Below are 23,988 nucleotides of genomic sequence, written 5' to 3' on the forward strand. Positions count from 1 at the left end.
GTTGGGCCGATGTGCCCGTGCCTTCGAGCAGGCACAATGCGCGGCCATGTGCAAGATGGTGCTCAGGCTGGGATGGAGCAAGAGCTTGGGGCTGCGGCGTTTGATCGCTGGGGCCTGCTTGAGCCTGGGTGGCCTGATGGCGGTGGCCGCCGCGCCTGCAGGTACAGAGCTGGACTGGCGCTTCGTCCACAATGGGCCGGAGAGCAGCGAGGACCAGCGCTATGAGTACCACTGGCGCGTGTTGCGCGCCGCCCTGGAGGCCACGCGGGTGAGCCACGGCGGCTATGTGCTCGAGTCGGTGGCCCATATGAACGAGTCGCGCCAACTGCTGGAAATGCAGAAACCGGGCGGGCTCATCAACACCCTCGTGCTGGACAGTACCGTGTCTCTCGAACAGCGCCTGCTGCCGGTCAAGGTGCCTGTTGAGAAAGGCCTGCTGGGTTATCGCGTCTTCTTGATCCGCGCGCCCGAGCAAGCCCTGTTTTCTCAGGTACGCACGCTGGATCAGCTGCGGCGCTTCTCGATGGGCCAGCAGGCTGATTGGGACGATGTAGAGATTTACCGGGCGGCCGGCTTCAAGGTGGTGGGCGCGAGCAGCTACAAGGCGCTGTTCGCCATGCTCATGTCACGGCGCTTCGATGCCCTGGGCCGCGGCGTCATCGAGGTAGAGGCGGAACTGGCGGCCAATCGGAGCCGGTTCCCCGACATGGCCCTGGAGCAAGACTTGCTCCTGCATTACCCACTGGCTGTGTACTTCTGGTTCCCCCGTACCGACATCGGCCGGCGCTACCACGCGAGAGTGGAGTTGGGCATGCGCCAGATCGCCGCAGACGGCACGCTGGACCGCCTGTTTAGACAAGAGTTCGGCGATCTCGTCGAGCGCTTGCAGCTCAACAAGCGCCGCCTATTCGAAATCGCGAATCCGCTGCTGCCGCATGACTTGGGTGCCGACAAACCGGCCTGGTGGTTCGACCCCGGGCGCTGAGCGAGTCGCCAGCCGGGTCTCAACGAGGGCATGGCGCTGGAGCGGGTGATGGGAACCCGCTCCATGTCTCGGTGCCCGCTACAGCACCCGGGTTGAACGGCCATTTGTAGCACGACTTTGTAGCAGTGGTCGGCGTTTTATTGGCCTGCCAGCCGTCTGCATGCACGCCGGCTGGATGCGGCCTCACCGATGTCCGCAAACAGATCGCGCTCCACCCCATAGGCTGGGCATGAAGGGCTTTTGTGCGATGTCAGTGAAAACTGACGTAGTTAGGGTGTTTCATGCCCTTTTGCCTCTGTGCGCCTTGGTATGCTCATCCCATAAGTAACGGCGTGCAACACGACACTGCCGACAAGAGCAAACCCAGGGTAGGACATGGGAAGCCCCTCAAACTTCAGCTTTCTCGCCGAACATGCGCCGCTGCTTGCCGATCTGGGCGCAACAGCGGAAAAGCTGTTTCCGTTCGATCCCGCGAGCTGTGTGCTCAAGCTGAGGCTTCTTGGTGAAGCCCTCACACAAGAGATTGCTGCCCGACTGGGCGTCCGATTGCAGCAACCGAGCCAAGCTGAGTTGCTGCGTGCCGTGGATGGCCGGCTGGGGCTGGACCCCCAGGTGCGCCAGATGTTCCACCTGCTGCGCCGGCGAGGCAACGCTGCCGCCCACGAGCTTGAGCATGACATCGGCTACCGCGAGGGGCTTGAGACGCTGAAGATCGCACGGGAGGTTGCGGTCTGGTTTCATCGCACCTTTGGCAAACGGGCTGACTTCAGGCCGGGGCCATTTGTGCTTCCTGACGATCCGAGCAGCAAGCTGGCCAAGCTCCAAAGCCAGATTGCCGAGCTCAGCCTTGAGCTCCAGAACGCTCAGTCGGCGCGGAGCGGCCAGATCCAGCTTGCTCAGTTGCTGGAGGCGCAGGCCGCTCAAGAGCGTGAGATGGCTCAGCGCGCCCAGGAAGAGCGCGAGGTCTATGAGGCCCTGGCCGTGGAGGCCAGCGAGCGCTACGCGGCCCTGAAGACCGAGTTTGATGCCAAGGTGGGCGGGCCTGCGCGCGAGGCCAGCCAGGCCGAAGTGCTTGAGTTCGCAGAACGCGCCAACCAGGCCGCCAAGAAGGTGCAGATGGATGAGGCTGCAACGCGGCTCATCATCGACCAGCAGCTCATGGATGCCGGCTGGGAGGCCGATACCGTCAACTTGACCCACGCCAAGGGTGTGCGTCCGGAGCGCAACCGGAATCGCGCCATTGCGGAGTGGCCGACGCAGGGCAAGCAGAGTGCCGACTACATGCTCTTTGCCGGTCTGACCCCGCTTGCTGCCGTTGAAGCCAAACGTTTGAACGTCAACGTGGCCGGCAAAGTCGATCAGGCCGAGCGCTACGCCCGCGGCATGCCCCTGGAGGCCGAGCATGTGCCGGCCTGGACCTTGGAGGGGCTGCAAGGCCCTTGGCCAGACGGACAGGGCGGGCACTTCTATGTGCCGTTCGCCTATTCGAGCAACGGCCGTCCGCTGGTCAAGCAGAGCCCTGAGGCGAGCGGAACCTGGCATCGCGATCTGCGCCACCCCTCGAACCTGAAGCGCGCCCTGCCGAGCTTTCATTCACCTGGCGGCCTGCTGGACCAGCTCAAACGCGACAAGGCCGCGGCCGAGGCTCGATTGCAGCAGGAGGGCTTTGCGTATTTGCGCCTGCGCGACTATCAGGAACGTGCCATCCAGGCGGTCGAGGCGGCCCTGGCCGGTGGGCAAGCCAAATGCCTGCTGGCCATGGCCACGGGTACCGGCAAGACGCGCACCATCATCGGGCTGATGTACCGCTTCCTGAAGGCCGAGCGATTCAAGCGAATCCTGTTTCTGGTGGACCGCACGGCGCTTGGCGATCAGGCCATGGACGCTTTCAACGAGGCCCCCCTGGAGCAGAACCAGCCCCTCTCCAAGATCTACAACATCGCCGACCTGGGTGACATGGCAGCCGAAGCCGAAACGCGGGTGCAGGTGGCCACTGTGCAGGCCATGGTCAAGCGCGTGTTCAACGGCGACGCCGCCCCCAGCGTGGATGCCTACGACTGCATCATCGTGGACGAGGCCCACCGGGGCTACGCGCTGGACCAGGAGATGACCGAGGGTGAGTTGGCATTGCGCGACCAGGCGCAGTACCTGTCCAGCTACCGCCGCGTGCTCGACTATTTCGACGCTGTGAAGATCGGCCTGACGGCGACGCCGGCAGGCCATACCTCGGAGATCTTTGGCAAGCCCGTCTACACCTATTCCTATCGCGAAGCCGTGGCGGACGACTGGTTGATCGACCACGAGCCGCCCATACGCTATGAAACCCTGTTGAGCCGGCAGGGCATCCACTTTGCCAAGGGCCAGTCGGTGGAGGCCATCAATCTCGGCACGGGCGAGATTCAAGCGGCCGAGCTGGACGATGAGCTGCACTTCGAGCTGGAGAGCTTCAACAAGCGGGTGATCAGCGAGGACTTCAACCGTGTCGTCTGTGAGCAGCTGGCCCAGGAGTTGGACCCCAACGGCGAAGAGAAGACCATGATCTTCTGCGCCACCGATGCGCATGCCGACATGGTCAAGCGCCTGCTGGACGATGCCTTCAAGGCCGTCCATGGCGAGCAATACAACGAGGCCGCCGTGCGCAAGATCACGGGTGCCTCAGACAAGGTGGATCAGCTGATCCGGCTCTACAAGAACGAGCGCTATCCCAGCATCGCCATCACGGTTGACCTGCTGACCACCGGCATCGACGTGCCGGCCATCTGCCATCTGGTCTTCATGCGCCGGGTGCGCTCGCGCATTCTTTACGAGCAGATGATTGGCCGCGCTACGCGCCGCTGCGACGAGATCGGCAAGACGGTCTTCAAGATCTATGACCCCGTGGATCTTTATGCATCGCTGCAGCAGGTCAACACCATGCAGCCCTTGGTCAAGGATCCGAAGGTCAGCATCGAACAGTTGATCAAGGAGTTGAACAGCCCCGCCAGCTACGAGGCGCCTGGCAGCGGCCAGGGGCGCACTCATGCGCATGACGTGCTGGATCAGCTCAATCAGAAGCTGATGCGCGTGCTGCGCAAGGCCACCCACAGTGCCGAGAAACGCCCGCTTCTGCGGGAGCGCCTGGCTTCGTTGGAGCAGCAGTGGGGTATGCCGCCGGATCAACTGCACCGGCATCTTCACGAGCTGGGCCAGCAGCATGGCCCCAAGGCGGCGGCGGACTTTCTGCGCCACAGCACGCGGCTGTTGACCCAGCTGGCGGAAGTGCAGGAGTTGTTGGGCACCGCCTACATGCCCATCCTGTCCAACCATGCCGATGAACTTGTGGCGCGTGAGCAGAGCTGGGGTACCTACAAGAAGCCCGAGGACTACCTCGACGGCTTTGGCGACTTCATCCGCCAGCAGATCAACCAGTCAGCCGCCTTGGCCGCGGTGGTTCAGCGGCCGAAAGATCTGACCCGCGAGCAGCTGAAGCAGGTGCGCTTGCTGTTGGATGCGCATGGCTTCTCTGAGGCCAATCTGAAAGCTGCCTGGCGCAGCAAGACCAACCAGGAAATTGCCGCCAGCATCGTCGGCTACATTCGCCAGGCCGCCCTGGGCGAGGCGATGGTGCCGTTTGAGCAACGCGTGATGCAGGCCATGCAGCGCATCTACGCCATGCGCAGCTGGTCGCCCATGCAGCGCCGCTGGCTGGATCGCCTGGCCAAGCAGCTGGTTCACGAGGTGGTGATGGATGCCGCCTTTGTGAACAGCGCCTTTGCCCAGGATGGCGGCGCCAAGCAACTAAATAGGCTGCTCGGGGGAGACCTCGACGTGGTAATGGCCAGAATGTGCGAGGGCCTTTGGGGCGCCGCAGCGTAAAGCCGATTGCCTGATCGGCGAGTTGAGTCGCCAGTAGCCTGTGTGCTCGTACACCTTGGTCAACAAAAATAGTCCCAACGAAACATGCAAACTGCGATTTCCACGCTACTCAGATCTGCGTTCACGGCCAGTGTGGAGGACGCCTTTGTTATACCCGACGCAGATACGTCAACCGTCCGCGGAACAGTGCTAATTGTGAGCGTTATGACAGGTGTTGTCCGAGTGGGCGATTTGTTGCGATTGCAGGGAGCTTCGCATGATATTTCTGTGGAGGGAATTGAAATTAACAGGCAGTTTGTGGATGAAGCTTACGCTACAGAAACCGTCGGCCTGCTGTTCCGGAATCAGGATCTCTCTCACGTCAGTCCGCGCACCGTCTTGACACGGATTTAGTGGTCAATTGATTGCTGTTGTAGCTAGATCTCTAGGGCGCGCTTCCAATTCAACAAATGACCACTTCCGACATCGTCCAGAAACTCTGGAGCCTTTGCGACGTACTTCGCGACGACGGCATCAACTACAGCGACTACGTCACCGAGCTGGTGCTGCTGCTCTTCATCAAGATGGAGCACGAGAACACCGAGAGCGGCATCCTGCAGGCCCACAAGCTGCCTGACTATGCCCGCTGGCCCGAGTTCACCGGCCGTTCCGGCCTGAACCTGTTGACGCATTACAAGAGCAGCCTGCTGCAGCTGTCGCAAAGCCCGGACCCGCTGATTGCCGCCATCTATGCCGATGCGCAGACCAGCCTGAAGGAGCCACGCCATCTGGAGCAACTGATCAAGAGCCTGGATGCCATCGACTGGTTCAGCGCCAAGCAGGACGGCCTGGGCGACCTGTACGAAGGCTTGCTGGAAAAGAACGCCAACGAGACCAAGAGCGGTGCTGGCCAGTACTTCACGCCCCGGCCGCTGATCGACAGCATCATTCACCTCGTCAAGCCCCAGGCCGGCGAGACCATCCAGGATCCCGCCGCGGGCACCGCGGGCTTTCTGATCGCCGCGGATAGCTACATCCGCGGCCAGACCGACGACCTCTACAACCTCAGCGAGAAGCAGCGCAGGTTCCAGCGCAACAAGGCATACCTGGGCATGGAGCTGGTCTCCAGCACGCGCCGGCTGGCGCTGATGAACTGCCTGCTGCACGGCATGGAGGGTGACGACGAGGGCGTGGTCCACATCGGCAACACCTTGGGCTCTGCGGGCAGCAGCCTGCCCAAGAGCGACATCATCCTCAGCAACCCGCCCTTTGGCACCGCCAAGGGCGGCGGCGGCCCCACCCGCGATGATCTGACCTACGCAACCAGCAACAAGCAGCTGGCCTTCTTGCAGCACATCGTGCGTCATCTGAAGGACGGCGGCCGTGCGGCCGTGGTGCTGCCCGACAACGTGCTGTTTGAGAGCGGGGTGGGTGCGGAGATTCGCCGCGACCTGATGGACAAGTGCCGCCTGCACACCATCCTGCGCCTACCCACCGGCATCTTCTACGCCCAGGGCGTGAAGACCAATGTGCTGTTCTTCCAGAAGGTCAGCCAGGCGGCCACTGGCAGCACGCAGGAGGTCTGGGTGTATGACATGCGCGCCAACGCGCCGAAGTTTGGCAAGCGCTCGCCGCTGGCGCGCGCGCATTTCGCTGAGTTCGAGGATTGCTTCGGCAAAGACCCGAACGGCAAGAGTGAGCGTGCCGACGAGGGCGAGGCTGGGCGCTTTCGCCGCTTCACTCGTGACTGGATCGCGAAGGAGAAGGGCGACAGCCTGGACATTGCCTGGCTCAGGGATGAGAACGCCGAGGACGCTGCGGGTTTGCCGGAGCCAGCGGTGCTGGCGAGGGAGGCTTTCGATGAGCTGAATGCCGCTGTCGAGGAGCTGGAGGCCATCTTGGCTGAGCTGGGAGAGGTGGATGAGTAAGCCCGTCGGATGGGAAGTTACGACTTTCGGCTCACTCAACCTGTTCGAGACAAAGACCATCGATCCGGCGTCCTACCCGGATGAGCCGTTCGAGCTCTACAGCGTGCCGGCGTTCCCCGCTAGGAAGCCGGAGCGCGTACTCGGATCTACCGTTGGCTCCACCAAGCAGCTAGTGGCTCCTGGCGACGTGCTTGTTTGCAAGATCAACCCGCGAATCAACAGAGTCTGGCATGTTGGGCCAAGCTGTGGCGAGCGACAGGTCGCATCGTCAGAGTGGATCGGGTTCAGTGCCCCAGGCCATGACGCTCGGTACTTCCAGCGCTACTTCGCGTCTCCAGCATTTCGCGAGTTGATCTGTGCTGATGTCACTGGGGTCGGTGGCTCATTGACTCGCGCTCAGCCAAAGAGGGTGGCCGAATTCCCCGTGCCGGTCGCACCCGCGACTGAGCAGCGCCGCATCGCCGACAAACTCGACACCGTGCTGTCCCGCGTAGACGCGGTGAACGACCGCCTCGCCCGCGTCGCCCCCTTGCTCAAGCGCTTCCGGCAATCGGTGCTGGCGGCGGCCACGTCGGGCAGGTTGACGGAGGAGTGGCGTGTATCAAGGAACCTGGCCGACCCAAAGATGGTCTCGCTGGGAGACGTGATTCGAGTGTCGTCCGGCGATGGCCTCACGGCGAAGGAGATGCGGACCGGCTCGGTGCCTGTGTTCGGTGGGAACGGAATCAACGGGTATCACGACACTGGCAATATTGCCGAGCCCAAGGTCTTGATCGGGAGGGTGGGGTACTACTGCGGCAGCGTTCATTTAACACCACCAGCGGCGTGGGTGACCGACAACGCCCTCATCGTCCGCTTTGACGAACAGGTCGTGTCGCGGGACTTTCTCTACTACGGCCTTCGCGGCACCGATCTGCGTCAAAACACCGCTTCAACGGCCCAGCCTGTGATTTCTGGGCAGAAGATTTACCCGTTGCCATTCAGCCTTCCTGTGCCCGCAGACCAGGCCGAAATCGTCCGCCGCGTCGAACTTCTGTTTGCCTACGCCGACCGCCTCGAAGCCCGTCTGCAAGCCGCCCAGACCGCGGCGCAACGCCTGACCCCGGCCCTGCTGGCCAAGGCGTTCCGGGGCGAGTTGGTGCCCCAGGATCCGAATGACGAGCCCGCCAGCGAGCTGCTGAAGCGCCTCGCGGCGTCGCGTGAAACTGCCCCCAAAGCCAAGCGTGGGAGGGCTGCCGTCAAGACCTGACCCTCTGTTTCACCCTTCTGACCGAGATCTATCAGCATGTACGAAAACAAAGAAGTCCTGGGCGCGATCGTGCACTGGGGCGTAGGGGGGCTGCTGGTACTGGCAGCTTTGTTCTTTCTGTTCCAGTTCCTGGTCCCGGCGTGGCGTGTGCGCAAGCAACTGGCCGTGGCAAGCGCCCGTTTGGCGGCACTCAAGGCCGCCGGCCCCGTGCTCGACCTGGACAGGGTCGAGCGCGAGGTCATGAGCCAGTCCGCGCTGCTGCATTGCTGGAGCGAGTTTCGCGACACCTTGCATGCCCAGAAGCAGGCGAACGCCATGGGCATGATGGAAGTGGTGCGCTGGCGGCAGACGGCGCTGGCGAACGTGTACTTCACCGAGCAGACCCTGGTGGATGCGCCGCTGCGCACCGAGTTCTACAAACACCTGCCCGGCATCTTGACTGGCCTGGGCATCATCGGCACCTTCACGGGCCTGATCCTGGGTTTGAGCGGCTTTGATGTCTCGGACGACGCCGGCAAGGTGCGCGCCGGCCTGAAGAGCCTGCTTGACAGCGTGGGCGGTGCTTTCATGGTGTCGGGTGCGGCGATATGCCTGGCCATGCTGGTCACCACCATCGAGAAGCTGATGATCAACGGCCGCTACACGCAGGTGGAGCGGCTCTGCGGCTTGATCGACAGCCTCTTCGATGCGGGCGCAGGGGAGGAGTATCTGCAGCGTCTGGTGGAGGCCAGCGAGACCTCGGCGACTCAGGCCATGCAGATGAAGGAGTCGCTGGTCACCGATCTGAAGCAAGTGCTGAGCGAACTCACCCAGCAGCAGATCGCGACCATGAACGCCAACAGCATGCAGCTGGGCACGGCCATCACGACCAGCATCAGCGAGGGGCTCAAGGAACCGTTGGCGCGCATCTCGGATGCGGTGCAAAGCGTCAGCGGCAACCAGGGTGATGCGGTCAACAAGTTGCTGACGGATGTGCTGTCGGGCTTCATGGGTCAGATGGAGGGCATGTTTGGCCAGCAAATGCGCGGCGTCAACGACATGCTGGCGCAGACGGCCAACACCATCGCCCAGGCCGCCCAGCGCTTTGACGCCCTGGCCGGTCAGATTCAGCAGGCAGGGACCGGCGCCGTTGATGAAATGGCGCGGCGCATGGACGAAAACCTGCAACAGATGCAGGCCCGCCAGACCGAAGCCAATGAGCAGATGCGCGCCTTCATCGAACAGCTGAAGTCCAATGTGGCCCAGGGGCAGGCGGAATCCGCCGAGCTGACGCTGGGCATGATGCGTGAGCTGGGCGACAGCACCAGTGCCTTGCTGAAAGGCTTGCAGCAGCAGTCGCATGCGGCTCAGGAGGAGCATGCCCAGCAGCAGGCGTCGCTGGCCCAGCGCACGGGCGAGCTGCTGAATGCACAGGTGGACGCCGTCGATGATCTCGCGGATGTGGTCGAGTCCGCCGCTACGGCGATGCGCGAGGCCATCAGCAGCCTGAAGACCAGCACGCACAACAACATCGAGCGCATGGGCAGCGGGGCCGAGAAGCTCTACCTGGCCAGCAATTCGCTGGGTGACCGCCTGAATGACATGAAGGCTGCCTCCGGCGATATGTCGAAATCGCTGGGGAGCCTGAATGCAGCCACGGGCACCTTGAGCCAGGCGCTTGGCGCGACGCAGCAGGCCCTGGGCGAGCACAAGGCCGTGCGGGATGCGCTTGCGAGCATGGTGCGCGATCTGCGCGAAACCATCGAAACGGCCAAACGCGAGGGCTCCATGACGGCACAGTTGGTCAGCAAGCTGCAGCAGGCCAGCCAGACGCTGGGCGTGGCCGCCACTGAAGCGGATGCCTACCTTGGATCCGTTTCCGAGGTGCTGGGCCAGGCACATGCCGAGTTTGCCAAGCATATGGAGACCACCCTGCGGGAGGGCAATCGGAGCTTCCATCAGGAACTTGCGCAGGCCACCGGCTACCTCAAGGACGCGATTCGCGACCTGGGCGATGTGGTGGACAACATGCCGCAGCCTGCTTGAACCGCCGGGTGCCTGAGTCATGTTAGGTATGCAAACAGTGGCGCGGAAGCGCTCGCGCGATGAAGGTGAAAAGCCCTTCTGGATCTCCTTTTCCGATCTGATGTCGGCCTTGATGGTGCTGTTCCTGGTCACCATGAGCGTGGCGCTGCTGGCCGTCACCAGAAAGGTCTCCGAGGCGGAGCGCGAAGAACGCGAACGCATCGAAGCCATCGAGGAGCTGATGGAGGAAGTCAAGCAGATCGTGACCAAGAAGGAGTTCGAGGGCGTCCGGATCGTCGGCAACACCATCGACTTCGGCCCGCGTGGCAAGTTCGAACGTGAAGGGCAGAACACGCTGTCGGCGCCACAACGCGAGGTGATCCGTAGATTCACGCCCACCTTGCTGCAGAAGCTGCGGGATACCGAAGCGGGCCGCCGCTGGTTCAAGCGCGCAGTGGTGGAAGGCTACGCCAGCCAAACGGGCTCCTACCTCTTCAACCTTAACCTCAGCCTGGAACGCAGTGGCCGTGTGCTTTGCGAGCTGCTGCGCGCAGCGCCCACGCCGGCAGAGACGCTTGCCGAGTTGGATCGCAAGCTGATTGCCACCAAGTTTTTCGTGGGCGGCGCTTCCTTCAATTCGCTGCGCTCGGACGACGACACCAGCCGGCGCATCGAGTTCAAGCTGGAGTTCAAGACCCGGCAGGAGAAACAGGACGAGGAGAGAAAACCGCCGCCTTCGGTGGATGACGACCGGCTGAGCCGTGCCCTCAATGTGAACGAGCCATGTCAAATTCAAGATCGCTTGGGGCGTTGAAGATCGCCTTGGGCGAGGCCATGCATCCTCGCCATGTGTTTCATGCGCCTGTCTGGGGAGACCCGCAGGCGATGAGCAGAGCGTTGCGCGACATCCGGCAGGACCTGGCGGCGAGCAGTGATGCCAAGCCCAATGCCGACGTGATGCAGGCGGCGCTGACGCAGTTTTACGAGACGCAAAAGGTGGCGAACTTCACCGAGCTCAAGTACCTCTGCTATGGCGTTACCGTTCCCATCCGCGGGCATCAGGTTCGCTTGATCGATCAGCGTTCATTGTTTGGCGCGGTCTTGACGATGGTCGAGGAGCGGGAGGGACAGGCCAAGCAGTTTCGTCGTTGCTATCAAGGCTTGCTGAGCGCCTATTTCGGCTTTGAGGGGAATGGCGATGAGGCCGATCCCGGCCCTGCAAACTGGCGCCGATTGCGAGGCTTCCTGGGGCACAAGCTGGACGGCGTGCGCAAGGCGGCGCGCCAGCGCGGCGAGCCGCCAGCGTGGCTGGAAACGCTGGGTTCGCATCGGAACCTCCTGGGCGAGGACCCGTGCGCGCCTTATGCCGGCGCCCTGGCGAACGGTGACAGCAGCGGCTTGCGCGCCGTGTGCGAAGGTCTGGGCATACCGAGCAGCTCCTGGGTCTGGGACGACGCCTTGATGGCCTATGTGCGGCTGGTTTGCGCTGGGTCTGATCCGGCGTTCACACGTGGATTGCCGGGCGTGCTGGACTTGGTGAACGATCGCATCGACTTGCGCTTGCCGCAGCGGCTGGCAACGAAGGCAACGGCCCACACCGTGTCGCGGTACTCCAGGTGCGGGGATAGACCGGAGCATGGCGGGCTGCGCGACACCGCGCTTGCGAAGGTCGGTAATCCTTGGCTTGCACGCTCAGCCTGGGACGCTGAAGTCAACGATGAACCGGCAAGGCAGATGGTGGAGGGCTGGCTGAAGCGGCGCCTGATCAAGGACTTCTTCGAGTTGCTGGCGCAAGATGGTGGCGCCGATTTGCGGCGGCTGAACTATTGGCTCAAGTGGGAGCCAAAAATATCGGACATGTGGTTCATCCTGGGCGCTGAGGCGCGCCGCAATCCGAGCCCGGAGTTCAAGAGCCTGCGCGAACGGATGTCCGGCCGGAGTCGGGTCCTGGTGGATCCCAACGGCTTGAACAACGCCTTCGTCATGCGAATCGGGCCCTTGCTGGTGATCGAGTTCGGCGTTACCGGAAACGCCTGCTATCTGTTCGCTGCCAGTGACTTCAGAACCGACCTGGATGCGAAGCAGTTCACGCTGCAGCGGGCGAATCCACTGAAGCAGATTGCGGGTGCCACAAAGCTTACTCACCAGGGGCAATGGGAGTCCAGATTTGACATTGACCTGAGCAGATTGCTACGTGACACACCGTCATCCAAAGGGCAACTGCAGCCTCGCCCAGCCAGGACTGAGGCTGTTCGGGAGCCAGTTGTGCGCGAAGCTAAGCAATCTGGGCATACACCTGGCGGGCGGCCGGCTACAGGTGACTGGCCCGCCGGGGTCACCGACAGGCGCGCCGGCAAGAAGTTGAGCACGTTTGATGCGATGCAGATCGCGGCCTACTGCCGCACGGTCGGCATCGAGCATCAGGACCTGCGGGACAAGGGCGGCAGCTTCTGGGTGTTGATGCGGGATCCCGGCTTGTACAAGCGCTTTGCGGATCAGCTCGAATCGCAAGGGTTTCGCTACGCGGACGGCAAGGGCTATTGGTTCAAGGACGAGACATAGAAATGTTTGGACGCATCTTTGGTCAGGGAGTTTCAAGGGCAGACGAGCGGAAGAGGCCGCCGAGCGTCCACTTCGACACGCAGGGGATTCGATACCGGTCGCCAGCGGAGACGACGGCGCAATGGCTGGCCATGCCCTACGAGTACGGTGAATCGGCCGACCTCGGTGCCCGTCTGCAGCAGGTGTTCATTGAGGGCTACGGTGAGCGGGGCGAGACCGATTTCCTGCTGCCGTGGAGCGACGTCTATGCCGTCTTGAAGCACCCGGAGCTGGGTTCCTTTGGGCCGGCGTTGTCCATTCCCGCCGAGACGCCGGCTCGACCCAGGCTGACCAGCCGAGGTGCGCTCATGGACGCGAATTTCGCCGTCTTGCTGGACGCATGGGTGGATCCTGCTGGACGGCCCATCCAGCCCACACCCCGCCTGGAGGGCAGGGTGCTGGTGGCGGGCGATGAAGTCCGTTTGCTGCCAGCGGCGATGAGTGAACTGCTGGACGAACTGGCGCACTTCCATGCCTATCCGGAGGCCGAGCGAAGCCTGGCTTTCAAGGAGCAGTCGTATGGACGCATGCGAAGGCTGGCCAAGGCGAACGGCTGCCCGGTGTCTGACTACGTCGATCGCACGATCATTCTGACGCCCGAACGCCTGCAGCTCGCGATGGAGGCTCGCGGTGAAGGCGAAGCCAAGGTGGTCGAGGTTGTTCCGACCTTTGAGACAGCGCCTTCGCAATGGCTGAGCCTGTTTGACCGGCTGCCCCTGCAGGACAGCTACGACGTGCCCGATGGGCCGTCCTTGGTACGGGTGGTGTTAGCGCCCGAGGTCAAGGAAGTGCTGGCGGAGATCAAGCGCATGTCGGGGCGGCGCGTGGCCGGGCCTCGGGCTCAAGCCTTTGTGCGCAATCCGTTTGCAGTACTGGGTGAGCAGGCCCAGGCGGTGATCGATCAGAACCAGTTCGAGCAGGCGCGTGACGCTGCTGGAATCCAGTTCACGCGTTTCACGCCCTGCGCGGAGCGCGGCGACAAGGGGCAGATTCTGCGCGTGGGCCTGCAGGTGGAGACCCTGGGCGAGCTGGGAATTCCCTCTGAGCCCGTCTGGTTCATGACGCCAGATTCACTCGCCGCATTCACGACGCGCCTTGAGCGAGCGCTGGAGGAGGGAGCACAGTGCGTGCCATGTCAGCGCCATGAGTTGGAGATCATGGGCGACACCGCTGATCATCTTGTACAGCTGCAAGGATGGTGGCGAGAGTGGGCACAGCCAGCGCTTTGGACGGCAGACGAGGTGCTGGACCTGAGCAACTACTCGGCGCGCATCGAGGACATCGGCGTCGAGAAGCCATTCGTGACGCCCGTGGTCGCTCGCAATGACGGCGGACAGGGGTGGTTTGATGGCAATGTGACGGCAGGTGTGCAGATCGACAACGGGCCTGGACTTTCTCCCACCGTCGTGCCGCTGCAGTTTGACGAGATTCCGGCACTGCAACAGGTTGTTCGGGCAGCGGAAGCAAGTGGGCATGCGCATGTCAGCCTTCCGGGCTTGCAGACGCCCGTGCCCACCGTGGATGCGCGTAACGCCGTGGAAGCGCTTGCCAAAGCTGCTGCGGACATCCAGCGCAAGGTGTTCAACCCTGCCCGTGCAAGTCGCCTGGCAACGCCCAAGAAGCGCCTGATTCTCAAACGGAACTTGGACGAACTCGACTACGACGAGGAGCGCGCTGCATCCTTGCTGGCGCCCGAGGGGCTTGAGCCGACCTTGCCGGCAAGCCTACGCCCCGAGTTTCCGCTCAAACATCATCAAAGAGCCGGGGTAGCGTGGCTGCAGCACCTGTGGCGGGCCTCACCGACGCGCTGCCGTGGCACCCTGCTGGCCGACGACATGGGTCTGGGCAAGACCTTGCAGTTGCTGACGTTTCTGGCCTCGTGTTTTGAGGCGGACCCTGACTTGCCTCCGGCCTTGATCGTCGCCCCCGTGGCGCTGCTGGACAACTGGCGCAATGAGCTCGATCGCTTCTTCTTGCCCGACACGCTCCCGCTGTTGACGCTGTACGGTGATGTGCTGCGGCAGCTGCGTGTCGGCAAGCATGAGGTCGATGCCGAGCTCAAGCAGCATGGTGTCACGCGCCTACTCAAGAAGAATTGGATTGGTGACGCCAAACTGGTGCTGACCACCTACGAGACCATGCGCGACCTGGAGTTCGCACTCGCGAGCCAGCAGTGGTCCGTCATGATTTGCGACGAAGCGCAGAAGATCAAGACGCCTGCGGCCATGGTCACGCGCTCGGCCAAGAAGCAAAAGGTTCGCTTCCGGATTGCATGCACGGGCACGCCCGTCGAAAACACCTTGGCCGACCTTTGGTGCCTGTTCGATTTCGTGCAACCAGGAATGCTGGGCGCGCTCAACCATTTCTCGCGCACCTACCGTCAGCCCATTGAGGCGAAGACGGACGAGCAGATCGCCAAGGTGGAGGAGCTTCGGACGCTCATCCAGCCGCAGATCCTGCACAGGAAGAAGACCGACGTGGCGAAGGATCTGCCCGTTCCGGTCGAGGATGCTTCTTGCAAGCAACTGCCCATGTCAGCGTACCAGTTGCGCTTGTACACCGCGGCCTTGGCCAGCTTGCGCGAACAGCGAAGCACCAATCCATCGGCACAGCTGCAGGCCCTTCAGGCGATTCGGAAGATTTGCTCTGACCCGCATGGACATGCTGAGCCAGACACGAGAGGGCTGCCCATCGAGCGACTGGTGAACGAGTCCCCCAAGATGGGTTGGCTGATCAACCGGCTGAAGCGGCTTGCCGCGGACACGGCCGGTGAGCACAAGGTCATCGTGTTCTGCGAGTTCCGCGAGTTGCAGCTGCTGCTGCAGCGCGTCGTTGCGGCGTTCTTTGGCTTCGCGCCGAGCATCGTGAACGGAGACACCTCCGCTGATCCGCGCGCCGCCGAAAACCGCCAGCAGTTGATCGATGCCTTCCAGAAAAAGCCAGGTTTCAACGTGATCGTGTTGTCGCCACTGGCCGTCGGCTTTGGCGTCAATATCCAGGCGGCCAACCACGTCATCCACTTCACCCGGACCTGGAATCCAGCCAAGGAGGACCAGGCAACAGCACGGGCATACCGTATCGGGCAGACGCGCGTGGTGTCGGTCTGTTACCCGGGCGTGGTCAGTAACGACTTCCCCAGTTTCGACGTGCGCCTGGATGCACTGCTGGCCAAGAAGCGCGCATTGGCGTCGGACATGCTCAATGGCTGCGGTGACCTGACGGCGGCTGACTTTGCTGATTTCGGCTGACCTAGGTGTTTGTACCTGGCTCACCCCATGAGCCACTCAACAGCGAAGATAGCTTCAGCCCCAACCCGAGTACCGTATGAATAGCAAGATCATTCTGCAGTCAGACGAGCCCATCGTGTGCCCCAAGTGCGCGCACCCGTTCTCCTTGGGTGAGGGCATTTCCAGGCAAGCCATTGATCGCCACGCCGAGGAATTCGAGGCTCAGATCAGGGAGGGGCGCGCGGAGCTGGCGGCTCACCTTGAACAGGAGGCCAGGAGGCATGCGCTGCAGGCGACTGCGGAACAGATTGCCAAACTTCAGGATCAAGTTGCCTCGGCCAAACGGGCGGAGAGGGAAGCCCAGCAGACCATTGAGCAAGTGCGCAAGGCCGCCCAGGAAAAGGCGATTGCGGACATGGCGCAGGAGCGTGCGGCGTTGCTCGAAGACCTGGCGGCCAAGGACAAGGCCCTGGGGGAGCTGCGAGCGCAGGAGCTTGAGCTGCGCCGCAAGGGGCAGGCGTTGGTCGAGCAGCAGCGCAACCTTGAGCTTGAACTTCAACGCCGGCTTGATGATGAACGGACCAAGATATCTGCCGCGGCCGCTCAGCGAGAGGCGGAGCGCTACTCGATGATGGAAGCCGAGTGGCGCAAGAAGATCGAGGATGCGCAGCGGGCGAATGAAGATCTTCGGCGCAAGCTTGAGCAAGGCTCACAGCAGTTGCAGGGCGAGGTGCTTGAGCTGGAAGTCGAGCAGTCGCTCGCGACGAGCTTCTTCCACGACACCATTGACGAGGTGAAGAAGGGCCAGCGCGGCGCCGACGTCATCCAGACTGTGCGCACGGCAATGGGTCAGGTCGCCGGGATAATCATCTGGGAGGCCAAGCGCGCTGAGAACTGGTCCGACAAATGGCTGGAAAAGCTCAAGGACGACCAACAGGAGGCCAAGGCTGACATCGCAGTCCTGGTCACCACGGCGATGCCCAAAGGGCTGACCGGCGCGTTCGGCCGCGTCGGCGACGTGTGGGTGATTTCACGGCAAGTTCTCAAGCCCATGGCCGAGACCCTCCGCGTGATCCTGCTTGAGACCGCCAAGCTCAAAGCGGCAAACGTCGGCAAAGCCGAGAAGATCGAGCTGCTGTACAGCTACCTGGCCAGCCCCACCTTTTCACAGCGCATGCGCTCCGTGTTCGACACCTTCACCACGATGCAGGCGGACCTTGATTCGGAACGACGGGCGCTGACCAAGATCTGGGCGAAGCGACAAGCCCAGATCGACCGCGCTACCAAGAGCATGAGCACGGTGGTCGGCGAGCTTCAGGGCATCGCCCAGGATTCGTTGCCTGACCTCCAGCAGCTTGAGAGCCTTGAGCACATTGCGGGGGGCAGCATGGACGCGCTGCCAGTTGATTAGGCAGTCGCCCGCTTATCGGTCAGGTTCCCTCCAGGTGTGCGGCCTTCCTTGCTGCCGACAGCATTGGTCCAGCGCATCGCGCGCACGCCTCATCCAGTTCGTCAGATTTTCAAACGCCAAGGGAGAACAACATGGCACTGATTGATCGTGGTCTTGTGATCGACACACCCTACATTGACCGCATTCTTGCCGGCATCAAGACCTGGGAGATGCGCAGCACGGCCACCAAACTTCGCGGACGGATTGCTCTGATCCGCAAGGGCTCGGGCCAAGTCATAGGCACGGCGGAGCTTGCCGATAGCCTCGGCCCGTTCACGGACGCGCAGATGATCGAACATCACGACAAGCATCGGATCGAGCTGGAGCGCATACGGTCTGGCCAGGTCGCCAAGTGGCGCCATGCTTGGGTGATGAAGAACGTGCACGCCTTGTCCACGCCCGTACCGTATGTGCATAGGCCCGGCGCAGTGATCTGGGTTGCCCTCGACGACAAGGCGCAGCGCTTGCTCGGCTGAACGATGTGGGCGTGATCGAGAGGTGGCGTTTCGGCCAAACGTGACCGACGGTTCCGGCACATCGGCCCCGGCCATTCCAGGCAAACAAGCGGTGCGGCAGCATCACTTGCTGGCTGACGACGTAGGCTGACATGCCCGGAAGTTGTTAGTGAGCACTAATTTAGCTATACTCTCGGCTCCTGCGCCTCACGGGACCCTAACGGTCGGGCGCAGACAAGGAAAGGGTTGATGCCGAGGAGTATCGACCCGGGACGTAGACGGAAGCAGACATATCGTCCCCGGGAGGAGTTGCCTTGAAAGAGGCGCGGCAAGCCGGGTCTGCGTTGTGGTGCGAGTAGCCTGACCCTTAGAGCTCGCATCATGATTACTGCCGCAACTGAGGGAAGAATCCTTATACGGACACTAGTCCGGCATGGGGGTAGGCAAACCTGACCTTGCGCTCGCGCCGGGTTGGGGGTGCTATGCCTCTCCATACCGGACACCCCTCATCCTCTGAATTCCAACCCCATGTTGGCAGTCCTTCTTGCGCGTGCGCGCGCGGGCGACGGACTGAGATCGGCCATGTCATTGGCGACCAACGGATTGACTGTTTGAGGTCAGCGCCCGGGCAATTTCAAAAGCCACGAACCGGCAGCCCGGCTGGGCGGGGACTTATGTGAGCGTGAAACGAAGGCAAGGACAGGTGAACCTGACCGGGTTCCCGCACGGGCCCCCAGGCAGGGCCAGGCAGGTTAGCCTGGCATTCTCTATGGGCATGAGCGTGATGCCTCAAAACACGAAAGGCCGTCTCAAAACACAAGGGTTAACGCCTGACGGTAATCACCGGTGTCAAAACAAGTGCTCGACCATGGAAATGCGATGCATGTCTATGGTCCAGACCTAGCCAACGGCTTCCTGCCGTCCACAAGCCGTGTTTTGAGGCTGAGAACTTCCGGAGTCGTCCGTGCTTCGTGTTTTGAGGCAGACTGAGCAGGCAGGACTGACGACTGAGGGGCGGGGCGGCGGCACGTTGCTCGTCAGGGCGTGATTTGAGGCTGGGTAGGCAAGACAAGCAACTTTGCTGCTCAGCCTTGCGCTGCATCAGCCGAGACTCCCGGCGACCAGATCTCGCTGTATCACCACGGGATGTTGAGCAACACGCCGCGCGTATGGCCCCGGCGAGCACGGGTTGCAGTACTGGCAGGGTCAGGCAGGCCAGAAGGGCACGCCCTGAGGGTATGAGCGACATGCCTCAAAACACGAAAATCCGTCTCAAGACACGAGGTTTGATGCCGGACTTCCAGACACTGCTGTCAAAACACGTGTCTTGGCCCTGTATGTCGTCGTGCGCATGGGGCATTGCCTAGGGTACCTTGCTGCTGTGACCCCAAAGTCCGTGTTTTGAGGCTGCGTATGCGTCGGTTGCCCTTCACCGAAATGTTGGGCTGGATCGCAGTGTGTCGCGATGTCACGGGTTGGTGCGAACGGGCAGGTTGCGGTGCACAAAGGACAAATGACGATGGCCCGGCCCGCAGATGTTGCCCAAGCCGGGTCCAAGGGCCTGATGACCTTAGAACCGGCGAGGTAACCTCTGGGCCTTGCTTGTCTCGTAGGCGGCGGTTTTCGGTCAGTTCTTATAGGCCAGTAGACGCTTTGCGCCTGGTGCGACGGCAACCAAACTCTGCCGTATCTAGCCGGGGCTGTGACCGCTGATCAGGAACCGCGTCTATTCGCTGGTGAGATGGTGGTTTTTGATGCTGAGCTGCTCGACACGGAAACTGCTCCGGGGTGGCCGCCAGCCCGGGCTACGCTGACCAGCCAAACTGCCCCACCCCGGCCACCGGCATCAGTGTCGGATGCAGCGCAGGCGCCAGCTCCCTGTCCGACGCCAACCTGGCCTGCGCATTCCACTGATCGCGGACACCCGTTCCCGTTTGATCGCGGACAGCGTTCCGGGCGATTACGGACACCTTGGGAGGGGCGCCCGAGTGACGACCCGGGTGGCAGTGCAACTGCCCGCCATCAGTTTGGAACGCTGTCCGCGACGAAGCTGGGAGCAGGGCCAGCCGGAATGCCGATAGCCGGCTGGCACTGCAGGCCATCAAGCGGGGGGCTCTGGTCCGGCTCAGCGACTAGCCCTTGAGTGCAATGGCGCGCGAGCCGTGTATCAGTCGATCCATGATGGCGTCGGCGATGGTCGGCTCGGCGAGCCACTGCTGCCAGGCGCTGGTGGGCAGTTGGCTGGTGATGAGCGTGGAGCGGCAGCCTGCCCATGCGGTCGTCCGGCAGCTCCAACAGATTCTGACGTTCTTGGGCGGCGATGGCGGCGATGGCCAGATCATCGAGCACGAGCACGAGCACGAGCACGAGCACGTCCAGTCTGTCCTGGGCGGCCAGCCGATTGCTGAAGCAGCCGTCGCCGTGCGCCACCTGCAACTCCTGCGGCAGCCGGGTGGCGCGCGTGTAGAGCACGCTGAAGCCCTGACGTGCGACACGCTGCGCCAGGGCGTGTCGCAACAGGTGCGGCCAGTGATGGGTGTACGGTTGCCAGCGTCGACAACCACCGGGGGCTGCCGGGCGTAAGCGTGGGCAAACTAAGTCTGATGCATACGCTCCCGTATGCGCCTTGGAACAGTTGATGAACAGAGCAATGTCCCGGCCTGTGCGAAATGCGCGCGCATTCCGTAGGCATAACCTTCCAAAACCATTCAGTGATTCGGCATGGATCCGTCAGCGCTGGGATGCCGCCCATTTGGTCGCCTGAAATGGACCCAAGCCCGACTGATTGGCCCATGGAAAAGTGGTGGTCCCGGAAGAACCAGAGTTCAGCCCGGAACATCCAATATTCCCTTGGGGGCAAGTCCTTCGAATGCCCAATGAATGGTCGCCGGCACCGTATGGAGACAAAAGTCCGAGTGGCTGCCGGCACCTGCATGCCGATCAGGGTAGCTACACGGGTAGAGCCCGGTGTCTGGCTATGTAAGTTGATGCGCCTTCTCAACTTCCGTGGCCAGTTCAACTCGGTGAAGTCTGGGCCAAGATCTGCCAGTTCTTATGGGCATCTGGATTTTCGCCAGCTGTTGCGCGGGCACGCGTCGCCTGTTGCGAGTACGAACAGGGATGCAGTTCTGCGGCAACGGCAGCTTGGGTGTTCGCCGAATTCAGCAGGAACGCGACTCGTGATTGGAATGCGTGGATGGTAAGTAAGTCGTTATTTACGTGTGCTATTTCAGGTGAGAAATGATGGCATCCATATGAACTGGCGGTGCACATGACATTCCCTTGTTGCGGCAGAAATGCTGGAGTGCAATATTTGGCCAGCCGGATTCGTTGAAATACGAGATGGCCGGAGGTCACGTTGTCCCTGCTCCCGATGGAGCTAGGAACGGGCGCGGTCGCGCTCGACACGATTTCGCAAAAAGGGCAGTTATGGCAGATGCGAGCGCATTGAATATCCTGGTGGTCTTCATCATCGGCTTGGCCGTTGCAGTGTTGTTCGGCAGGATATCCTTCCCGCCTTCGCCCCGCTCGCCGGACCCTGTCGGAAGGGATGACGCTGGTGATCATGCCCACTGCCCAGCTGCCTGCGTCCGCGTTGCCTTGTCAAACGAGACTGAGCTGAGGCTTGCATCCGAGGTCGCCGTTCGTGGTGGCACGTTGTCCGGCGAGTGCGACAGGGCGCTTCGGTTCTACCTCGCTGCCTGTACGGCAATGAGGGAGGGAAAGCGCGTTGGTGTGGTGAACTCGAACAGTGGGTTGATCGAGTCCGACCTCACGGACATGCTGGAGGGCGCAGCCAGTGGAACCTAGCTCTACAAGAGGCGACGGGAGAAAGGCAAGCTTCGTCCTGCGCGTCAGCGTCTCGCCAGAAGTTGCGCGTTTGATCCGGCGTGGAGCGGCATCGGAGGATCGTTCCGTCAGTTGGACGCTGCGCACCCTGGTGGCCTTGGCGCTGAAGGACTATCGCGGCGACGTGCTGATGCAGCCTACGCTGCCCGGGCACATGTGCTCAGGGGGTGTTCAGCTCATGTTCACCGGATCGGCTGAAATGAGGGACGAGGTTCTCGAACTCGCTCGCCGGTTTGATCGGCCCGAGAGCTGGGTGCTGAGGCGCCTCATCATTGCCGGGATGCGGAAATGGGACGCCGATGCGCGGGAGGGCTGGGTCGACTGAAACGACTCAGGCGCTGTCGGGTGAGTGCACTTGGCGCGACTGACCTGCCATATGGCCCGCCCGTTTCTAGTCTTCATGCGCCCCGCGCCCGCCTCCCTTGCGCGCCAGGGCGTGTGCTACGGCAGCCAATCCGGCGGTGCAGTCGAACGGGAATATGGTCGGTAGCCCGAAGTTCAAACGGGCGACCGTAGGGGCCAGAAAATCGGGCAACTCGTCTTTGACGTAGTGCTCAGCCAGTGCGCCAGATTCCCGGGCATGGCCGCTGATCTGTGCTGTTTCCTGGTTAGTCAGTTTGAGGCGATTTACGCACTGAGATGCAAGCGTGCCGCGGAAGGAGTGAAAGACCTTGCGACCGTCACGCTCCCAGCCGAGACGTTTCAGGTAGCCGCTGAACCATTTGGTTGGGGCTTTGCCATAGCCCTTGACCTTGTCGTGCTTCAGTTCAGGGAACAGCCGTCGGTACCCTGCGGCTTCCAGCGCGTTCCGCCACTCGATAAGGCCCAGCGATATCAGGAACGGATGCAGTGGCACCGTGCGCTTTGAATTCGCGTTTTTGCGGCGCTTCTTTCCTTCCTCATCGTTGAGCTCTGCGAGCTCGCAGAACCAGGTGCCGCTTGGCGTGCATTTGATGTCCGCCAGATGCAGCTGGGCGACCTCGTTGATACGGGCGCCGGTGAAAAGCCCCAGCAGTGGCAGCCAATAGTAGTGCGGTACGAACGCGCGGTAGGTGCCCGATTTCGTCAGCTCGCCTCGTCCTGTCTGGAACCATGTGCCGGTAGTGAAGATCCGCTTCAGGTCCTCCGGCGAAAAAATGGCCCGAGCCTCTTGCGTTCGGTCCTTGTTGCGCTTCACTGACGCACAAGCTGCGCTTTCCTCAAGCAGCGCCCCGCACGGGTCCTGTGCGATCCAGTTCTTCTTGCGCAGCCATGCGAACATGGCGGCAATCCAGGCCAAGCGCTTTGCTTGTTCACGTGGAGAAATTCGAGGCCACTCGGCGCTGCTGATAGCAGTGATCGACTCCGTGACTGTCTTTGTGCCGTACTGAAGTCGGAGCTTGTTCTCGTTGGCCGGCACCATAGGGAGCTTGTCGTCCCTGAACACTTCCATGCGCCGTGCCGTGATGTCTGCCAGCTTGGGGTCACCTTCGAGCTCGACGAAGAGCATGAGCGCGGCCCTGACTCGGCGGGCTTGATCGTCATTGCAGGTGAGGGCGCGGACGCGCATGTAGCGCTCGACCGCTTCAGATGCCCTTGTCGGGGCGTCCTGGTCCAGCGTGGATTGGGATGGTGCGGCCGCCGGCTTGGCGCGGGCCACCTCGATCTGAAGCGGCGTTACCTTGCTGGCGTAACCGCGACGCAGTGACTCAACCTGCAGCGCCGATACCTCCAGCCCGGCAGACTTGACGACGACCGGCGTCTCCGGTGCAAAACACCAGCCGGGCTGGTCTGGAATGTCGAACAGCACGACCGTGGGCGTCTCATTGGCAATCAGCGCCGACGCGATCGCTTGATGCTGCCGCAACCGAAGCAAACCATAGTAGGGGTGGTTGGCACTGTGCGGCATTTGCGCGGCCGATGGGACGATGACCTCATCCGCATGCGGGCCGTGGTTGACCTCTAACTCCTGTTCTTGGAGCTTGCAGCCCGGAAGCCCACCGCACCGAAGGAAAAGCCCTAGCCGGCCGTCCGCGACGGCGGCGAAGAGCGAGTGCTCGTCGAGACCACTGGCTTCCCCGGCCAGCCTCAGTGGGAGGTATCCGCCACCCGAGAGGGCTGGGTGCCCAGCAACCAGTTGCTCAATGTCCATGGGGTTGGTCGAAAGTCCGTCGATGTCAGCAAGCTGACGGCGCCAGCCCGCCATCAAGCCGCTCGCGACGACCTTCGCACTTGAGAAGTCATGATGGCCGGTGGACGCTATCAACTCGGTCTTGCCGACCGTGCGCCTAAGACGACGCGGTACCGCCAGCCGTGCGTAGTAAATGGCTCCTCGCCTGAACATTCCGTCCATTCGTCACTCCACTTTGTAGCAGGGTGACGTAGCGGGCGTGCTGTTTGTGCTGATCTTCAAGCAAGATCAATCAC

14 protein-coding genes and 1 pseudogene are annotated in these 23,988 nt (G+C 62.2%); 13 read left to right on the forward strand and 2 right to left on the reverse strand.

The window, feature by feature from the left end; genetic code table 11:
* Positions 1 to 46 precede the first annotated feature (46 nt).
* The 11 genes from WG898_RS04780 to WG898_RS04825 all read left to right on the forward strand — a co-directional run bounded on the left by WG898_RS04780 (position 47) and on the right by WG898_RS04825 (position 17,754).
* Positions 47 to 985 (forward strand): transporter substrate-binding domain-containing protein, encoded by a 939-nt coding sequence (locus tag WG898_RS04780; protein WP_339601630.1) that lies wholly within the window; start codon positions 47 to 49, stop codon positions 983 to 985.
* A gap of 375 nt (positions 986 to 1,360) precedes the next feature.
* Positions 1,361 to 4,840, forward strand: a complete 3,480-nt coding sequence (gene hsdR, locus WG898_RS04785; RefSeq protein WP_339601631.1) for a type I restriction-modification system endonuclease — start codon at positions 1,361 to 1,363, stop codon at positions 4,838 to 4,840.
* Positions 4,841 to 4,924: 84 nt separating this feature from the next.
* On the forward strand, positions 4,925 to 5,233 hold the full coding sequence (locus WG898_RS25295; protein ID WP_444718908.1) for an EF-Tu/IF-2/RF-3 family GTPase: 309 nt from the start codon (positions 4,925 to 4,927) through the stop codon (positions 5,231 to 5,233).
* Between the two features lie 56 nt (positions 5,234 to 5,289).
* Positions 5,290 to 6,747, forward strand: a complete 1,458-nt coding sequence (locus tag WG898_RS04790) for a class I SAM-dependent DNA methyltransferase (RefSeq protein ID WP_339601632.1) — start codon at positions 5,290 to 5,292, stop codon at positions 6,745 to 6,747.
* The gene (locus tag WG898_RS04795) at positions 6,740 to 7,996 is read left to right on the forward strand and encodes a restriction endonuclease subunit S (protein ID WP_339601633.1); all 1,257 of its coding nucleotides are present in this window, start codon (positions 6,740 to 6,742) and stop codon (positions 7,994 to 7,996) included. Before WG898_RS04790 ends, WG898_RS04795 begins: the two co-directional genes overlap by 8 nt.
* Positions 7,997 to 8,032: 36 nt before the next feature.
* Complete coding sequence (gene zorA / locus WG898_RS04800) at positions 8,033 to 10,021, forward strand: anti-phage ZorAB system protein ZorA (RefSeq protein WP_339601634.1); 1,989 nt, start codon at positions 8,033 to 8,035, stop codon at positions 10,019 to 10,021.
* 28 nt (positions 10,022 to 10,049) lie between these two features.
* On the forward strand, positions 10,050 to 10,814 hold the full coding sequence (locus WG898_RS04805) for a flagellar motor protein MotB (protein WP_339601635.1): 765 nt from the start codon (positions 10,050 to 10,052) through the stop codon (positions 10,812 to 10,814).
* Positions 10,811 to 12,562 carry an EH signature domain-containing protein gene (locus tag WG898_RS04810; RefSeq protein WP_339601636.1) on the forward strand — a complete coding sequence of 584 codons (1,752 nt, stop codon included), beginning with the start codon at positions 10,811 to 10,813 and terminating at the stop codon, positions 12,560 to 12,562. The genes WG898_RS04805 and WG898_RS04810 overlap by 4 nt, the downstream gene beginning before the upstream one ends.
* Positions 12,563 to 12,693: 131 nt before the next feature.
* The gene (locus WG898_RS04815; RefSeq protein WP_339601637.1) at positions 12,694 to 15,849 is read left to right on the forward strand and encodes a DEAD/DEAH box helicase; all 3,156 of its coding nucleotides are present in this window, start codon (positions 12,694 to 12,696) and stop codon (positions 15,847 to 15,849) included.
* Between the two features lie 76 nt (positions 15,850 to 15,925).
* Complete coding sequence (locus WG898_RS04820) at positions 15,926 to 17,239, forward strand: DUF2130 domain-containing protein (RefSeq protein WP_339601638.1); 1,314 nt, start codon at positions 15,926 to 15,928, stop codon at positions 17,237 to 17,239.
* A gap of 131 nt (positions 17,240 to 17,370) precedes the next feature.
* Positions 17,371 to 17,754 (forward strand): ASCH domain-containing protein, encoded by a 384-nt coding sequence (locus WG898_RS04825; RefSeq protein WP_339601639.1) that lies wholly within the window; start codon positions 17,371 to 17,373, stop codon positions 17,752 to 17,754.
* Positions 17,755 to 19,865: 2,111 nt separating this feature from the next.
* On the opposite strand, the pseudogene WG898_RS25300 reads toward WG898_RS04825, so the two are convergent.
* Positions 19,866 to 20,241, reverse strand: a pseudogene (locus tag WG898_RS25300) (ATP-binding protein); the annotation flags it as partial.
* Positions 20,242 to 21,162: 921 nt separating this feature from the next.
* Between WG898_RS25300 and WG898_RS04840 the strand changes: the two are divergent.
* Together WG898_RS04840 and WG898_RS04845 are read left to right on the forward strand one after the other, a co-directional pair.
* Complete coding sequence (locus WG898_RS04840; RefSeq protein WP_339601640.1) at positions 21,163 to 21,543, forward strand: hypothetical protein; 381 nt, start codon at positions 21,163 to 21,165, stop codon at positions 21,541 to 21,543.
* Positions 21,544 to 21,679: 136 nt separating this feature from the next.
* The gene (locus tag WG898_RS04845; protein ID WP_339601641.1) at positions 21,680 to 21,907 is read left to right on the forward strand and encodes a hypothetical protein; all 228 of its coding nucleotides are present in this window, start codon (positions 21,680 to 21,682) and stop codon (positions 21,905 to 21,907) included.
* A gap of 66 nt (positions 21,908 to 21,973) precedes the next feature.
* Here the strand turns inward: WG898_RS04845 and WG898_RS04850 are convergent, their stop codons facing one another.
* Positions 21,974 to 23,914: a DUF6538 domain-containing protein gene (locus tag WG898_RS04850; RefSeq protein WP_339601642.1), complete on the reverse strand. Its 1,941-nt coding sequence runs from the start codon at positions 23,912 to 23,914 to the stop codon at positions 21,974 to 21,976.
* Positions 23,915 to 23,988 lie beyond the last annotated feature (74 nt).

This window comes from Paucibacter soli, assembly GCF_037482845.1.
Taxonomy (GTDB): domain Bacteria; phylum Pseudomonadota; class Gammaproteobacteria; order Burkholderiales; family Burkholderiaceae_C; genus Paucibacter_B; species Paucibacter_B soli.

Coding starts and splice junctions, on each gene's coding strand:
- hsdR (WP_339601631.1), top strand. CDS start 1,361: ATGGGAAGCCCCTCAAACTTCAGCTTTCTCGCCGAACATGCGCCGCTG.
- WG898_RS25295 (WP_444718908.1), top strand. CDS start 4,925: ATGCAAACTGCGATTTCCACGCTACTCAGATCTGCGTTCACGGCCAGT.
- WG898_RS04780 (WP_339601630.1), top strand. CDS start 47: ATGTGCAAGATGGTGCTCAGGCTGGGATGGAGCAAGAGCTTGGGGCTG.
- WG898_RS04815 (WP_339601637.1), top strand. CDS start 12,694: ATGCCCTACGAGTACGGTGAATCGGCCGACCTCGGTGCCCGTCTGCAG.
- WG898_RS04820 (WP_339601638.1), top strand. CDS start 15,926: ATGAATAGCAAGATCATTCTGCAGTCAGACGAGCCCATCGTGTGCCCC.
- WG898_RS04840 (WP_339601640.1), top strand. CDS start 21,163: ATGGCAGATGCGAGCGCATTGAATATCCTGGTGGTCTTCATCATCGGC.
- WG898_RS04825 (WP_339601639.1), top strand. CDS start 17,371: ATGGCACTGATTGATCGTGGTCTTGTGATCGACACACCCTACATTGAC.
- WG898_RS04805 (WP_339601635.1), top strand. CDS start 10,050: ATGCAAACAGTGGCGCGGAAGCGCTCGCGCGATGAAGGTGAAAAGCCC.
- WG898_RS04795 (WP_339601633.1), top strand. CDS start 6,740: ATGAGTAAGCCCGTCGGATGGGAAGTTACGACTTTCGGCTCACTCAAC.
- zorA (WP_339601634.1), top strand. CDS start 8,033: ATGTACGAAAACAAAGAAGTCCTGGGCGCGATCGTGCACTGGGGCGTA.
- WG898_RS04790 (WP_339601632.1), top strand. CDS start 5,290: ATGACCACTTCCGACATCGTCCAGAAACTCTGGAGCCTTTGCGACGTA.
- WG898_RS04850 (WP_339601642.1), bottom strand. CDS start 23,914: ATGGACGGAATGTTCAGGCGAGGAGCCATTTACTACGCACGGCTGGCG.